This is a genomic window from Geomonas oryzae, from assembly GCF_004117875.1.
In the GTDB taxonomy this organism is placed as follows: domain Bacteria; phylum Desulfobacterota; class Desulfuromonadia; order Geobacterales; family Geobacteraceae; genus Geomonas; species Geomonas oryzae.
Genome location: NZ_RAHW01000006.1, coordinates 368,072 through 382,466, shown reverse-complemented (window position 1 = coordinate 382,466; position 14,395 = coordinate 368,072). Strand labels below are relative to the sequence as shown.

Below are 14,395 nucleotides of genomic sequence, written 5' to 3'. Positions count from 1 at the left end.
TTTGAATCGGTTCTGTTTATCTTTGTTTCGCGCCTTTGCGTGATAAAGGTCTGTTACAGGATGTTGGTCAGCAGCAGGAAACGGTTCAAAAGCCAGCCGCAGCCGAAGGCGAAGGTGGAGACGAAGAGGCCGATGCTCAACGCAACGTTCCACCCGCGCTCCTTCTTCATGATCAGAAACTGCGCGACGCACGGGATGAAGAGGGTCAGGGTCACCGCGGCGACGGTAAGCTGGCGCGGATTCATGAGCCCCTTGCTCTGCAGGTCGTACAGACCGGCCGCACCGTAGTCGCGGCGGAAGAAACCGAAGATGAAGGCAACGGCGCTTTCCTTGGGAAGCCCCAAGGACGCCATCACCGGGGTCATCGCCTCGATCATCTTCTCGAAGAAATGGGTGATCTTGCCGAGCCACAAAAGCACCGAGGCGAGGATGAAGAGCGGCAGGATCTCCATGAAGTACCACTGCATCCTCGTGTAGGTCTTCGTGAGCACGTTGGAGAACTGCGGCAGACGCATCGGCGGGATCTCCATGTAGAACATCGGGGTCTCGCCGGGGAGCACCTTGGCGGCGAGTAGACCGACGAGCAGGAAGATGCCGAAGAGGCAGAGGCTCCAGACCAGGAGCGCCCCCGGCGTCTGGGAAAGAAGCGACATGATCACGCCTAACTGCGCCGAGCACGGGATGGCAAGCGCCAGAAGTACGGTGGCGATCACCCGCTCGCGTACCGTCTCGAGGGTGCGGGTCACCATGGTGGCCATGGTGTCGCAGCCGAAACCGAGCACCATCGGGATGACGGCACGGCCGGTAAGCCCCATGGTCTTGAAGACCCGGTCCACCAGAAGGGCCAGGCGCGGGAAGTAACCGCTGTCCTCGAGAACGGAAAAGAAGAGGAAGAAGGTGGCGACGATGGGGAGGATGATGCCGACCGCATAGCGGAAGCCCAGCGTGATGATGCCGTATTCGCCGACGAAGAGTTCCTGGATCACCGGCCAGGGCACGTTGCCCTTAACGACCCCTGTAATCCAGGGGTTGAAGAATTCCTCGAACCCCTTTCCCTCGAGAACGTCGACCAGGGTTCCGGCGCCGAAAACGCCGACGAACTGGTAAAGGCCGAAGTAGAGCACGATGATCAGAAGCGGTATTCCGGTCGTGGGGCGCACCGTCAGGCGCGAGATGCGCTCGGCCAGGGTGACCACCCTCTTTTCCGGGGTCTTGAAGGCGCCGTCGAGCACCCGCTTGACGATGGCCTTGCGCTCCATGGAGAGGTCGAGATGAAAGGACTCGCGACGCTCGAAGCGCTTTTCACGCACCACGCCTTCCACCTGGGTGAAGCCCTCCCCCTCGGTGGCGCGCACGAGATCGGCAACCTCGCCGTCTCCCTGCAGAAGAAGCAGCGAAAGCGCCTTCTTCGAGAGGATGTAGTCACCCTTCAGGGTTGCGGCGATCTCGGCGATATCCCCTTCCATGAGGCGCGAAAAGCTGAAGGGGGGGATGGCGCTCGCGCTGGAAGCGGCGATGGCCGCCTTGATCTCGGGGAGACCGACCTTCTTGGCGGTCGCGGCGCCGATGACCGGGATGCCGAGGCGCTGGGACAAAAGCGGGATGTCGATCTGAAGCCCCATGCGCGCCGCCTCGTCCATGATGTTGACCACCAGGACCACGGGGAGTTCGGCCTCGATCAACTGCAGCGTCATCGGGAGCATGCGCTCGAGGTTGCGCGCGTCGAGGACGTGGAGCACGAGGTGCGGACGCTCGGTGAGGAGGATCTCGCGGGCCACCCTCTCCTCCTCGGTGATGGGGAGGATGGAGTACATCCCCGGGGTATCGATGATCTCGAAATCCTCGCCGCCGATCGTGGTATTGCCGCGGGAGACCTCCACCGAGGTGCCCGGGTAGTTGGATACGGTAACGTAAGCGCCGGTGAGGGCGTTGAAAAGCACACTCTTGCCGACATTGGGATTCCCGACCAGCGCGACCTTCTTGGCGCCGGTGCTGGTGACGGTTGGTGTTTCGTGACAGGAACCCTTCTTACCGAAAATCGACATGATTCTACTACCCCTTTTAACGTTAGCTTGCCAATGAAATGTCAATGGATATCACTTTCATGATGGCGGGAAAAATTTTTTACTGCTCTTGATCGATGGGTTGACGACGCAGGCGGGCCGGGAGGTCGCGCCAGGCTTTCCCCCCGGGCGTTACTTCCTGCAGGTGGCGCAGAGGCCGTACAGTTCGAGACGGTGCCGCTCGATCAGGAAGCCGTGGCTCTCCGCCACTTCGTCCTGCAGCTTCTCGATCGCCTCGTTTTCAAACTCTTCGATGTGGCCGCAGCGGGTACAGACCAGGTGGTCGTGATGCTCCCCCTCGCTCACGTGCTCGTAGCGGGTCTGGCCGTCGCCGAACTGCATCTCGCGGGCGATGCCCGCCTCGGCGAAGAGCTTCAGGGTGCGGTACACGGTGGCGTAGCCGATGTTAGGGTGCTTGGACCTGAGCTTCAGATACAGCTCCTCGATGCTCAGGTGCCTGTCGCTGGAGAGGAAACTGTCGAGGATGATGTCGCGCTGCTTGGTCGACTTGAGTCCGCGCTGGGACATGAATTCGGCGAAAGCTTTTTTCTTGGCTCGTTTCATGAGGACCCCAATTGAAAGTGGATGTCATGATAACGACGAGCCGTGTCACTGTCAATGATTTTTTGTTGGATTGAGTGAAGGGGTAGAGAATATGTCACAGGGAGCTAGTTGCGTGCTCCCTCGATGGACCAACTGTGTCCTCCCACCGTTGTAGAGTTCATCCTGGAATATTCGGGGAATGACGGTAGGTGTCTCCACGAAGCGTTGCAGGTGAGCTAGCGCTCCCCCCTTTGCGAAGGGGGGACGGGGGGGATTTGCTTTTTGCAGTGGAAAACAGCGGTAATCACATGTAGGGCAACCCTGCAGGCACGCTCGCTCCCCGCTCCCGCAAAAGCCTAAGCAGTTCGGCGCGCTTGTGACAGTCGGGGAGGTCGGGGTCGATGCACAGGCGGCGCTGGTCATCTACCAGTTGGTCCAACACGTTAAATCCATGGCTACTTCTAGCTCTAAACTCCGCCCCTTTAAGCAGCAGTTCTTTTGCCCGGTCGTACTCCATGTGCATAACCAAGTCGAGTAGCAATGACGAGCCGTCAGACAGTTTTGAGTTGATGTCTGCTCCACTCGAAAGAAGCATCTCATACTGAATCCAGTTCTGGCGCGATAATGCGAAAAATATTAGCGGCATGCCCTGACATTTCAGATTCGGGTCTAAACCGAACTCGAGAAAAAGACGCAGAAAATCGGGATCTTTTTCTGTAACGGCGTCATCCGCTGCCGCCACAACACCTCCAGGTGTTATGGTGTTAGGGTCAATTCCCAACTGGAACAGCAACCTGACCACCTGCTTTTGCTTCAGCTTAACCGCGACCCGTAGAGGTGTATTCTCATGCTTCCCCACCGCATTCAAATCCCCCCCCTCTCCGGCCAAAGTTCTGATTGCCTTTAAATCGCCTGCGGAAATAGCTTTGATCAACTCTACATCCTTAGGCCGTGCAAAATCCTGATAATATCCGTTTTCTTGCATTGACTTATCTCCCACACAGCTTGTTACAAGAGAAATTCCCATTGCAAATACTGGCAAGACTCTCATTGCCGTTCCCTTTTAATCGTATTCATGTCATCAGCTTTTTGCTGTTCAAGGCCAGCAATGACATATATTGGGTCATGCAAGCCCACTTTTCGTATTGGATTAATGGCGTTTGAAAGCTTCTCCGCAAGACCAGGCGTTAGTCCCTGAACTGATTTGCCATTTAGCACGTCTTCAGCGTTAGCAATAATAGGAAGCTTGTGTATCACACCTGGCGAGCCATAAGTGACAGTTCCGGAATCTGACATTGCACGACGCCCTGCGACCACCATAGTGCCTCCAATAGCTGGGGCCGCCAAGGTCGCTCCTGCAACAATAGCGCGTTGGTTTGCCGGATTTTGAATACAATCCAGGATTTCACCGTCAGCGATGTAGTTCGTGACGTATCTTGCGGCGACCTCTCTATTGTATCGTTCTCCGACACGCTCCAGCGTATGCGGATGTACCCCTGCTGGGTCAATCGCATAAACTTTTATGCCGGCAACAAGTCCAGCTGCGATTGCCATTCCACCTCCCATTGAATGACCTGTCACCTCGAGCTTATTGCCCAAGAAGCGTTTCAGCTTCCGAGCGGCTGCTATGGCGCGAGAATAATGGTCCGTTTCCCCTCCGAAGGCTTGGACCAGATCAGTGATTCCATCCTTTTTCCCTTGCGTACCACGAAAGGACAGCACGTACTGCTCTTGTCCCAAAACATCCGGTTTGGATCTGTAAAGTTCAGCGAAGTAACCGTCTTTATAACTTTCTGGAGAAAATCTGCGATCTAGTTGTGGAAAATCTTCTTGATTCATTCCCATTAGTCTCAGGTCCTCGCCCCCTACCCTCTCCCACCCCTCCGGCGGATCCCCCTGCCCCACCTTATAAACATCGTCCGCCAGCCGCGCGCGTTCCACGGCGACGTTGTTGCGCGCGAAGCGATCGATCGCATGCGCCAGGGCATCGCGCTGACGGCCGGCAGGCATGTTTTTCAGCCGCTCCACGCTTGCCGCCAGTCGCGCCTTTCTCTCGGCGACGCGCTCGGCCTTTTTGTTCTTCGGGCAGGGTTCGATGGCGGCGCCGGCCGGCTGCGGATGGATCTTCTTCGCAACGTACGTCCTCGCCTTCCTGGTGGCGACTCCCACTTTCTCCTTTGCCGCCTTGGCCGCGTGGGCGACGAATTCCATGCCGTTTCTGGCTGCATCGCCTGCACGGTGGGCGACTTCCGAGAAGATATCGCCTTGTCCGTTCATGGTTCCGCTCCCCTGTCGCCCGCCTCGACTGCCGTCGCATCGATGAAATCCCACAACCACTCCACCTTCCGCCCGCAATCCATCTCGTAGTCCAGCAACACTTCCTTAGCGGCGGGGTAAGACTCATCAAAATCCATCCCGAGGATCCAGGCGGCGGCAAGGAATGCGGCAACATGGGTTTCCAGCACCAGTTTGTAGCCGGCCGCTCGTTCCGTGAGCTCCGTGATCATCCGTTCCAGGGATGCCCTCGGAACCTTTCTGCTCTCGGGAAAGACCTCGTTCAGATAAAGCCGCATGCGCTCCAGATAGATGCTCATTCCCAGTTGCTTGAGTTGCTCCGGCCGTACCGCCAGCCTACCCGATCCGGCTCGCGGTTCCCGTTTCGCAACCGGCCCGTTGACGGCTAACAGAGGACCACTCTCTCTGAGAACCACCGAGCGTTGGCCCAGGGCCGCTCCCTCAAGACGGAAGATCCAGGCATTACCAGGCTCCTCGTCTTCGGCAAGGAAACATTCAACATCCCCAAAGAACGCCCTAAGTTCCACCGCCAGACACGTCGGAAGGTAGTTGCGCAGAACCGTCGGGTCGTAATAGCGGAAGTAGACCTCACGGTCTTCGTACTCGATCATGACATGCCGTCGCAAATGACTTTTGAGGGAATGAAGGTCACGGTACGAGAGCCCGAAGATGGCCCGGCTCAGCCCCCAAAGCGAAAAAACCCAGTCGGTGAAAGGGACCTCTGGCTCCAGGGCAACGAGATAAGGAGCGACTCGAGCCATGTCTGGCTCCAGCGCGCCTCGGAAGAGGCAATAAGATTCGGGACGGTGCTGGGCGAGTGAGGCGAGGAGATCCGGCTGTGCGGCACCGTCCACGATGGCGAACGCGGTCGTCCCCATCGCTTTGAAGAGCAGCAGCTTGATCGCCTTGAGTTCGGTCGGCTCTATCACTTCTGTCTTGGCTTGTTGATGATCTCGGGGGGAACGTCTTCAGGAAGGGGCTGCACCGGTCGACCGCAACGCTGACAGCAATCCTCGCAACCGGTCGTGGTTTCCTTCTCGCGCTCGGTCGGCGGTTTCGTCGGCTGTTTCTGAGCCGCCTTGCACTTCTGGCAGCATTCGCAGGCATCTTCTTGGGTGGGGCTGCTTTCGATATCCCGCTGGTCCGGAATGAATTTGCCGTTGGCGCGGTGAACCATCTCATCCGCGGCCCAAAGCGTGGAGGACATCTGACATAAAATCGCCCAAACGACCAGCATGACCATTCTCTTCATGGGTCACCTCCTTTGGTTATCGACGGACGCCTTAGATTAACATTTACCAATACTTTGTCAAACCATACGCAAGCGTCTGAACAGGAGGACAGGCTCCGCCAGGTGCCAGTCCCTTCCGCTCCCCCCTCTCTCAGAATTTGGACCCTGAATCGGAAAAAGAAATGGCAGGTCCAGCAGGTTGCACTTTATTTGCTATACTCGCCGGATGAAAAAACCCTAACAGGAGGTGTCACATGCAGAGGCGTTTGGTTGTAACCCTGGCAGTTCTGGCACTCGTTTCCACCGCGGTAACAGGATGCAAAAAGAAAAGCGAAGAGCAGGTCACCCCGCCGCAAAGCGTGGCAACTTCGGCTGGTCCGGCCGCCAAGGAACCCGCTCCGTCAGCGACCGGGCTCAGCGGCGAGCAGCTCTTCAAGCAGCACTGCGCCGTCTGCCACCCAAACGGCGGCAACACCATCACCCCGGCGAAGCCCCTGGGAGCAAAGGCGATGGCGGAACGCAGCAAGATCACCAAACCTGAGGATATCGTGAAGGTGATGCGCAACCCCGGTCCGGGCATGACCAAATTCGACGAGGGGATGATCTCCAACGACGACGCCAAGAAGATCGGCCAGTACATCCTCGCCACCTTCCCCTGATCCGAAAGCAAAAGCGGCGGGGTCATTTCCCCGCCGCTCTCCGCATACACCCCGCAGCCTCAATCACTTACCGTCGCAAAAAACTGAAGTATTTTGAAACAGGTGTGAGCATCAAAGCCGGTACCTGCCGCCGTCCTGCAGGAGCTCGAGCCCGGGGATCGACAGGGCGCGCAGCTCTTCCATGATGGTCTCCTCGTACTGCGGCTTCAGGTGCGTGATAAGGACGCGGCGCGGCGGGCGGGAAAGTTTGGCGAGCTCACGGGCGAGGAGGGCCGGCGTTAGGTGGCCGGTCATGAGGGCAAGTTCCTCCATGGAGCTTGGGAAGGAAACTTCGATGATGAGGGCGGCGAGTTCTCCGGCCAGTTCCCAGATCCGGTCGGTGGGACCGGTGTCGCCGGTGTAGAGGATCGAGCTGTCGTCGCGGGTGATACGGTAGCCGACCGCCGGCACCGGGTGGTTCACCCGACAAGCGGTGACAAGGTACGCCCCGACGGTGAACGGTTCCTCGGGGCGGATCTCGCGGTAGGTAAGCACGGGCGCCTGCGGCGACGGGATCTTCGTGAAGTCGGGCCAGATGAGGCCGTTCATGAGGTGAGAAGCGATGGCGTCCAGCACCTCCGCGGTGCCGATCACCTCGACACGCTGGGACGTGCCGGAAACGACTATATTGTCGGCCAGAAGCGGGATGCTGCGGATGTGGTCCAGGTGGGAATGGGTCACCAGGATGTTCCTGATGCGCCCCTGCTCTGCCTGCTCCAGTGCCGAGCCGACGGTGCCGGCATCAAGGAGCAGCCCCTCGTCAACCAGGAAACCCGACGGGCTGTGCCCGGGGAACTCGGCTCCGGAACAACCTAAAACGCGCAGTTTCACTTTTACCCCCGCTCTTTGGCCGTGCCGCCGGAATCTCGCCGATTCTTAAGCATTCCGGCGCTGAGGCCGTCGTTTCCCTCTGCCCTTGAACCGCGCTACTTCCCACCCAACGCCGCAAGTCGCTCGCTTGCCTGTTTTGCTACCGGACTCTCCGGGTACTTGGCAACGATCTCCTGGTAAAGCTGTTTCGCGTGTTCGCGGTTGTTCTGTTTTTCCTCGAACTGCGCGGTGTCGTAAAGCTCCTTGCTTTTATCCCCGGAACACCCGGCTGCCGCCAATACCAGCATTGTCACGAGCAACAGTCTCTTCATGCGAACCTCCGTCGTCTTCTACCGGCGAACGCCGGGAGACGCGAAATAATTGAATACTGAGGCATCCATTACCATCGGAGGCAGGCTGTGTAAATAACTTTTATGAGCAGCACCTTGCGCCACGCAACGTCCACATCCCCTCTCCCCCCGGGAGAGGGCAAGGGTGAGGGCATCGGCGGCAGCAATTTCCTCACTTCGCGGCAACGCCCTCACCCGCCCGTCGGGCACCCTCTCCCGGAGGGAGAGGGGGACATGCAGGAGATCGTCAATAAGGATTGCTGTTTATCGGCTCGTTCCCTTCCTCTATAAACTCGGCTCATAGCCCCTCTCACTTGAGACAATAGATCGGGCGCGCGCTCATGCAGGACCCGCAGGTGCCTCACAAAAGAGATGAACGACTTGAAGAGCGCTCCACCTTCGCCTAAAGTCATAGCTATGTCCTCAACCGTCCTCAGACACTTTCATCCCCTGGTACAGAAATGGTTCGCCGACACCCTCGGTCAACCGACCGACGTCCAGTTGCGCGCCTGGAGCGAGATCAGCCAGGAGCGCCACGTGCTCGTGACGGCTCCGACCGGCAGCGGCAAGACCCTGGCCGCGTTTCTCTGGGCGCTGAACCAACTGATCACCGGGGCCTGGTCCGCCGGGGAAACGAGGGTCATCTACGTATCGCCGCTGAAGGCGCTCAACAACGACGTGCGGCGCAACCTCCTGGCACCGCTCGAACAGTTGCGCCGGGTCTTTGAAAGCGAGGGGGAGCCCTTTCCCGCCATCGGCGTGCAGACGCGAAGCGGCGACACCCCAGGCTCCGAGCGCCGCCGCATGCTGCGCCATCCACCCGAGATCCTCATCACCACACCGGAAAGTCTCAACATCCTCCTCACCTCGAAGGGAAGCCGGGCCGCACTCACAGGCGTCGCCACGGTGATCCTCGACGAAATCCACGCCGTCGCAGGTGACAAGCGCGGCACCCACCTCATCACCGCCGTCGAGCGGCTGACCCTTTTGAGCGGCGAGTTCCAGCGCATCGCACTTTCCGCAACGGTGCGCCCCCTGGAAACGGTGGCCGCCTTCGTGGGCGGATTCCGGCAGGTGGGAGAGCGCTACCAGCCGCGCCCGGTGGCACTGGTGCGCGGAGAGCAGGAAAAACGCTTCAGCATCGGGATCAGTGCACCGAACGCGGTACACGGCCCGGCCGAGGAAGAGTTCTGGCCCGCGCTCGGGGAGAGCTTCATCGACATCATCGCCCGGCACCGCTCGACGCTTTTCTTCGCGAACAGCCGCAGGACCACGGAAAAGGTCACCCGGCTCATCAACGAGCTCTCCGGCGAGGAACTCGCCTACTCGCACCACGGCTCCCTCTCGCGGGAAATCCGGCTCGCCGTGGAAGAGCGGCTGAAAAGAGGCGAACTCAAGGCGATCGTCGCCACCAACTCCCTTGAACTGGGCATCGACATAGGGCGGCTCGACAGCGTCGTGCTGATCCAGACGCCGCGCTCCATTTCCTCCGCCATTCAGCGCATCGGGCGCTCAGGGCACGGCGTGGGAGAGGTGAGCAGCGGGACGCTCTTCCCCACCTTCGGGATGGATTTCGTCTGCGCCGCGGTCATCGCGCGCGCCATAGCCGACGGCGAGATCGAGGAACTGCATCCGGTCGAGGCGCCGCTCGATCTCCTCGCCCAGATCGTCCTCGCCATGACCCTCCCGGAGAAATGGCACCTGGAAGAGCTCTTCGATTTCCTGAAGAGTTGCTACCCGTATCGCAACCTGACCAGACGGCAGTTCGACATCGTCGTCGGCATGCTGGAAGGCAAATACGCCGACACCCGTGTTCCTGAGCTGCGCCCGCGGGTGACGGTTGACCGTATCGAGGAGACCATCGCCGCGCGTCCCGAGCTCTCCATGCTGGTCTACCTGGAAGGGGGGACCATCCCGGAGCGCGGCTACTTCGAGTTGCGCCTGAAAGAAAGCGGCGCGAAGATCGGTGAGCTGGACGAGGAGTTCGTCTGGGAAAGAAGGCTCGGCGACACCTTCGCACTTGGGGCACAGGTCTGGCAGATCACCGAGATCACACACAGCACCGTGCTGGTGGTCCCGGCCCGGAAGTCCCAGCAGATCATACCGTTTTGGCGCGCCGAGGAGCTGGACCGCGACTTTTTCCTCTCGGAGAGGATCGCCGGTTTTCTGGAGCAGAGCGAGGAACAGCTCGGGAAACCGGCACTCGCCGCGCGGCTTATGGAGCGCCACTTCATGGATGCCGGCGCCGCCGAGGCGCTTGAGGGGTACCTCAAGCTGCAGCGGGAAGCGACGCGCGCCCCCCTTCCCCACCGCCATCACATGCTGGTCGAACAGTTCCGGGACCGTGTCGGAGGGGCCGAGACGCAGCAGATCATCCTGCACACGCTCTGGGGCAACGCCGTGAACCGCCCCTTCACCTTCGCGCTCACCGCCGCCTTCGAGAAGCGCTACGGCTACCCTCTGCAGGCCTTCTACAACAACGATGGGATCGCCCTTTTGCTCCCTGACGAACTGGAACAGGTGGAGGAGATCCTGGAACTGGTTACGCCGGAGAACGTCGAGACGCTCCTCAGGGAATCGCTGGAGGGAAGCGGTTACTTCGGGGCACGCTTCCGCGAGAACGCCGGGCGTGCTCTTCTCTTGTCGCGCAGCAGCTTCAAGAGAAGGATGCCGCTGTGGTTGAACCGGCTCCGCTCGAAGCGTCTTCTCGCCTCGGTGCTCAAGTACCGCGACTTCCCGGTGCTGCTCGAGACCTGGCGCTCCGCCCTGAAGGACGACTTCGACCTCTTGCACCTGAAAGGTCTCCTCGAGGAGGTCCAGGACGGCACCATCGCCGTCACGCGGGTCCGCACCGAAAAGGCCTCTCCCTTTGCCCGCGGGCTCATCTGGCAGCAGACCAACAAGTACGTCTACGAGGACGACACCCTGGGAGGCGGTCGCAGATCGTCGCTTGGGGGTGAGTTGCTCAAAGAGATGGCGCTCTCACCGCACCTGCGCCCGCGCCTGCCCGAGGAGCTGGTCCGGCTCTTCGAGGGAAAGCGGCAGCGCACGGCGCAGGGATACGCCCCTGAATCGGCACGGGAGCTGATCGACTGGGTGAAGGAGCGGCTTTTGGTCCCGGAAGAAGAATGGCCTCTCCTTCTGGAGGCGGTGCGGCGCGATGGCGACGGCAACGAGGAATTGCTCCCGCAGGTGGCGGAGAGGATCGTCCTTTTGAGGCCTCCGCGCACGGCAGCGCCGCTCTTCGCCGCCCTGGAGATGGTTCCAGAGATAGCGCGGGGGCTCGCCTTTTCCAAAGAGGAGGTGGTCTTCGAGCCACTCGTCGAGGATGCGGCGCTTCGAGGTCGGCTATTTAAAGCGCTGCTGAAACTTTGGGAAAGGGAGGGTTACAGCGAGGGGGTAGCGGAGGAAGAGGAACCGTGGGCGACGAGGGTTATCGGTCGGTGGTTAAGCTACTACGGACCGGTGCCGGTTGCCTGGTTGCAGGAAAGGCTCGGGTTGCTGGAGCACCAGTTGCGTGACGCCCTCGCGACCCTGGAGGAGACCGAAGCGGTGCTCCTCGACCGGTTCACCGAAAAGAGCGTCGAGCCCGAGGTTTGCGACGCGGTGAACCTCGAGGCGCTGCTGCGCATGCTGCGCCGCTCGCGAAAGCCGGCCTTCGAAGCCCTCGATGTCGTCCAGCTTCCCCTGTTCCTGGCCCACTTCCATGGCTTGACCGCTCCGGGAGATAAGGCGGACGATCTGAGGACCCGGCTGGAGCAGTTGCTCGGCATTCCGCTTGCCGCGCCCATGTGGGAGGAGGAGGTTCTCCCCGCGCGCCTGGCGCCTTATTTCGGGGGGTGGCTCGACAGTCTCATGCAGACGAGCGACCTCCTCTGGTTCGGCTGCGGCGAGCGCAGGCTCTCCTTCGCTTTCCCCGAAGACCTCGACCTTTTTCGCGATGCGAAGGAATTCGGGGATGAGCCCGGCCGCTCCGTCCCTCCCCGGCTCATCCCCGACCCCATGGGGCGTTACAGTCTCTCCTCGATCTGCTCCATCTCGGGAAGACCGTCCGGCGAAGTGAACGGTGAGCTCTGGCAAGGCGCCTGGCACGGCGAATTGAGCAACGACTCCTTCGCCGCGGTGCGCCGAGGCATCCTGAACCGTTTCGAGCTCCCCAACGCGGAGCCGGGACATGCGCGCCACCTGCGGCGCCCGCTCGGGACACGCTGGAGCCGTGTGCAGGAAGGACCCGGCAACTGGTACCTCCTGCCGAGTTCGACCGAGGCGGCGGACGTGCTCGAGCAGGAGGAGCGCAACAAGGACCGCGTCCGCGTGCTGTTGGAGCGCTACGGGATCCTCTTCAGGGAGTTGGCGGCGCGGGAAATGCCGCCTCTGCAGTGGGGGAGGCTCTTCAGAACGCTGCGCATCATGGAGATGTCGGGCGAGGTGCTGTCCGGTCAGTTCTTCGAGGGGATCCAGGGGTTGCAGTTCATCTCGCCCCAGGCCTTTCGGCTGCTGCAGAGGGGACTGCCGGGGGAGGCGATCTACTGGCTGAACGCGACGGACCCGGCGTCGTTTTGCGGCAGCGGCATCGCGGGGCTGCACGAGACGCTCCCGTCCCGCGTCCCCTCCACGCATCTGGTCTACCACGGGCCGCGTCTCGTCCTGGTTTCAAAGCGTTTCGGGAAAGAATTGGAGTTTACAGCGGAACCGGATCACCCGTTTCTGGAGCGCTACCTCTCCTTCTTCACGATACTGGTAAGCCGGGACTTCAACCCGCTGAAAAGGGTGACCGTGGAGCGGATCAACGGGGAACCGGCACAATCCTCACCATACGCGGAGGGGCTCAAGCGCTTCGGTTTCCAGGATGCCTACGCAGGCCTGGAGTACTGGCGACAATACCCGTAGCGCTATCCGATCACCGCGGTGTAGCCGCCAGCGGCGGCCGGCACCAGCTCCATGCTGTTGGATATGCAGGGGATGCTGTCATCGGAGTTATGGTTCACGTAGAGGATCTGGGTGTTACCGGTGCGCCCCAGGTGGTCGATCAGCTTCAGCACCATCTCCCGGTTCACGTCGTCCAGTCCCTGGCACGGCTCGTCCAGGATCAAAAGATCCGGCTGTTTCACCATGGCGCGGGCGAGAAGGACTAGGCGCTGTTCGCCGTAGGAGAGGTCGCGGAAGGCGTGGTCTTTCCGGTGCCCCATGTGCAGGATGTCGAGCCACTCTAGCGCGATCTCCTGCTGGCGCAGCGTGTACTGCGAGTACATACCGATGGAATCGTACATCCCCGAGATGACTGCCACCTTCACCGTACCGGCCACACGGTACTCCTGCTGCAACGAGGTGGAGACGAGGCCGATCCGCTTCTTGATGTCCCAGACGCTTTCACCGCTCCCCTTCTTACGGCCGAAGAGGCTGATGTCGTTGGCGTAGGCCTGCGGGTTGTCGCCGCTTATGAGGCTCAAGAGCGTCGATTTCCCCGAGCCGTTCGGCCCGCTGATCTTCCAGTGCTCCCCTTCCCGCACGGTCCAGGTGACCCCGTTCAGAATCTGCTTCTCCCCGTAACGGACCGAGACGTTTTTCATGTCGATGAGCGGCTCGCCGGGCACAAGGGGCGGCGCGCTGCGCGCCGTGTCGACCTCCGGCAGGACGGCCGGGAGGGTGTAGTGAAAGGCATGGAAGCGGCGCAGCGCTTCGGACTCCAGCAGCTCCTCTTTCACGCCGGACATGAGGATGCGGCATTCCTTTATATACGCTATGTGCGTTGTTTCCGGCATGATCTCGCTAAAGCGGTTCAAAAGGAGCACCACCTGGGTCCCGCGCTCGATGCAGCGGCTGATCAGCTGTTTGAGTACCGTGCTCGAGTCCCGGTCAAGGCCGTCGAAAGGCTCGTCGAGCACCAGCAGCTCGGGGTCCTGCAACAGCGCCTTGCAGATAAGGGTCTTGCGCATCTCACCGGTCGAGAGGAACTTGATGCCGCGCTCCAGGATCTTGGTGAAGCCGAATTCCTGTGCCAGTTCCGCGAGCCGCGCCTCGTCCGCATCGCTGCCGGAGAGGATGAACTTGTCCACCCGCGTCCCTTCCGTCACGTAACCCAGGAAGTCGGAGTCATCGTTGTAGCGTTCGACCTCCAGGATCTCGTTGATCTTCTCAAAGGAGACGTAGGCGGAGTTCTCCGGAACGCGGCTCGTGCCGGACAGCACGGGAAGACCGTTGCAAAGCAGTTTTCCCAGCGCCGACTTGCCGGAGCCGTTCGCACCGACAACAGCCCAGTGCTGATTGCGTGCGATCTCGAACGTAATGTCTTCCAGGAACTTCCCTTCCGTGATCCTGGCTTTTACCTTTTCCAGACAGATCTCAACCAATGATTTTTTCCTCTCGCACGATGAAACAAGGGGTGAGCATTGACATGCTCACCCC

The 14,395-nt window shown here is 60.5% G+C and carries 11 protein-coding genes; 2 read left to right on the top strand and 9 right to left on the bottom strand.

The window, feature by feature from the left end:
• Positions 1 to 53: 53 nt before the first annotated feature.
• From feoB to D6Z24_RS16665, 6 genes are all read right to left on the bottom strand, one after another.
• Positions 54 to 2,045, bottom strand: a complete 1,992-nt coding sequence (feoB, locus tag D6Z24_RS16690) for a ferrous iron transport protein B (RefSeq protein ID WP_129127736.1) — start codon at positions 2,043 to 2,045, stop codon at positions 54 to 56.
• Between the two features lie 150 nt (positions 2,046 to 2,195).
• Positions 2,196 to 2,627 (bottom strand): Fur family transcriptional regulator, encoded by a 432-nt coding sequence (locus tag D6Z24_RS16685; protein WP_129127735.1) that lies wholly within the window; start codon positions 2,625 to 2,627, stop codon positions 2,196 to 2,198.
• Positions 2,628 to 2,910: 283 nt separating this feature from the next.
• Positions 2,911 to 3,591: an ankyrin repeat domain-containing protein gene (locus tag D6Z24_RS16680; protein ID WP_129127734.1), complete on the bottom strand. Its 681-nt coding sequence runs from the start codon at positions 3,589 to 3,591 to the stop codon at positions 2,911 to 2,913.
• Positions 3,592 to 3,653: 62 nt separating this feature from the next.
• Positions 3,654 to 4,883, bottom strand: coding sequence for an alpha/beta hydrolase family protein (locus D6Z24_RS16675; RefSeq protein ID WP_129127733.1), 1,230 nt, complete (start codon positions 4,881 to 4,883; stop codon positions 3,654 to 3,656).
• On the bottom strand, positions 4,880 to 5,830 hold the full coding sequence (locus D6Z24_RS16670; RefSeq protein ID WP_129127732.1) for a DUF4123 domain-containing protein: 951 nt from the start codon (positions 5,828 to 5,830) through the stop codon (positions 4,880 to 4,882). Before D6Z24_RS16670 ends, D6Z24_RS16675 begins: the two co-directional genes overlap by 4 nt.
• Positions 5,827 to 6,153: a hypothetical protein gene (locus D6Z24_RS16665; RefSeq protein WP_129127731.1), complete on the bottom strand. Its 327-nt coding sequence runs from the start codon at positions 6,151 to 6,153 to the stop codon at positions 5,827 to 5,829. The genes D6Z24_RS16670 and D6Z24_RS16665 overlap by 4 nt, the downstream gene beginning before the upstream one ends.
• Before the next feature lie 233 nt (positions 6,154 to 6,386).
• Between D6Z24_RS16665 and D6Z24_RS16660 the strand changes: the two genes are divergently transcribed.
• Entirely contained in the window at positions 6,387 to 6,791 is a 405-nt protein-coding gene (locus D6Z24_RS16660) for a c-type cytochrome (protein ID WP_129127730.1), read from the top strand.
• Between the two features lie 111 nt (positions 6,792 to 6,902).
• Here the strand turns inward: D6Z24_RS16660 and D6Z24_RS16655 are convergent, their stop codons facing one another.
• Positions 6,903 to 7,661 carry an MBL fold metallo-hydrolase gene (locus D6Z24_RS16655; protein ID WP_129127729.1) on the bottom strand — a complete coding sequence of 253 codons (759 nt, stop codon included), beginning with the start codon at positions 7,659 to 7,661 and terminating at the stop codon, positions 6,903 to 6,905.
• A 95-nt stretch (positions 7,662 to 7,756) separates the two neighbouring features.
• Complete coding sequence (locus tag D6Z24_RS16650; protein ID WP_129127728.1) at positions 7,757 to 7,972, bottom strand: outer membrane protein assembly factor BamD; 216 nt, start codon at positions 7,970 to 7,972, stop codon at positions 7,757 to 7,759.
• A gap of 435 nt (positions 7,973 to 8,407) precedes the next feature.
• On the opposite strand from D6Z24_RS16650, the gene D6Z24_RS16645 reads away from it, so the two are divergent.
• Positions 8,408 to 12,880: a DEAD/DEAH box helicase gene (locus D6Z24_RS16645; RefSeq protein ID WP_129127727.1), complete on the top strand. Its 4,473-nt coding sequence runs from the start codon at positions 8,408 to 8,410 to the stop codon at positions 12,878 to 12,880.
• A gap of 2 nt (positions 12,881 to 12,882) precedes the next feature.
• On the opposite strand, the gene modF is transcribed toward D6Z24_RS16645, so the two are convergent.
• Entirely contained in the window at positions 12,883 to 14,340 is a 1,458-nt protein-coding gene (modF, locus tag D6Z24_RS16640; protein ID WP_129127726.1) for a molybdate ABC transporter ATP-binding protein ModF, read from the bottom strand.
• Between the last annotated feature and the right edge of the window lie 55 nt (positions 14,341 to 14,395).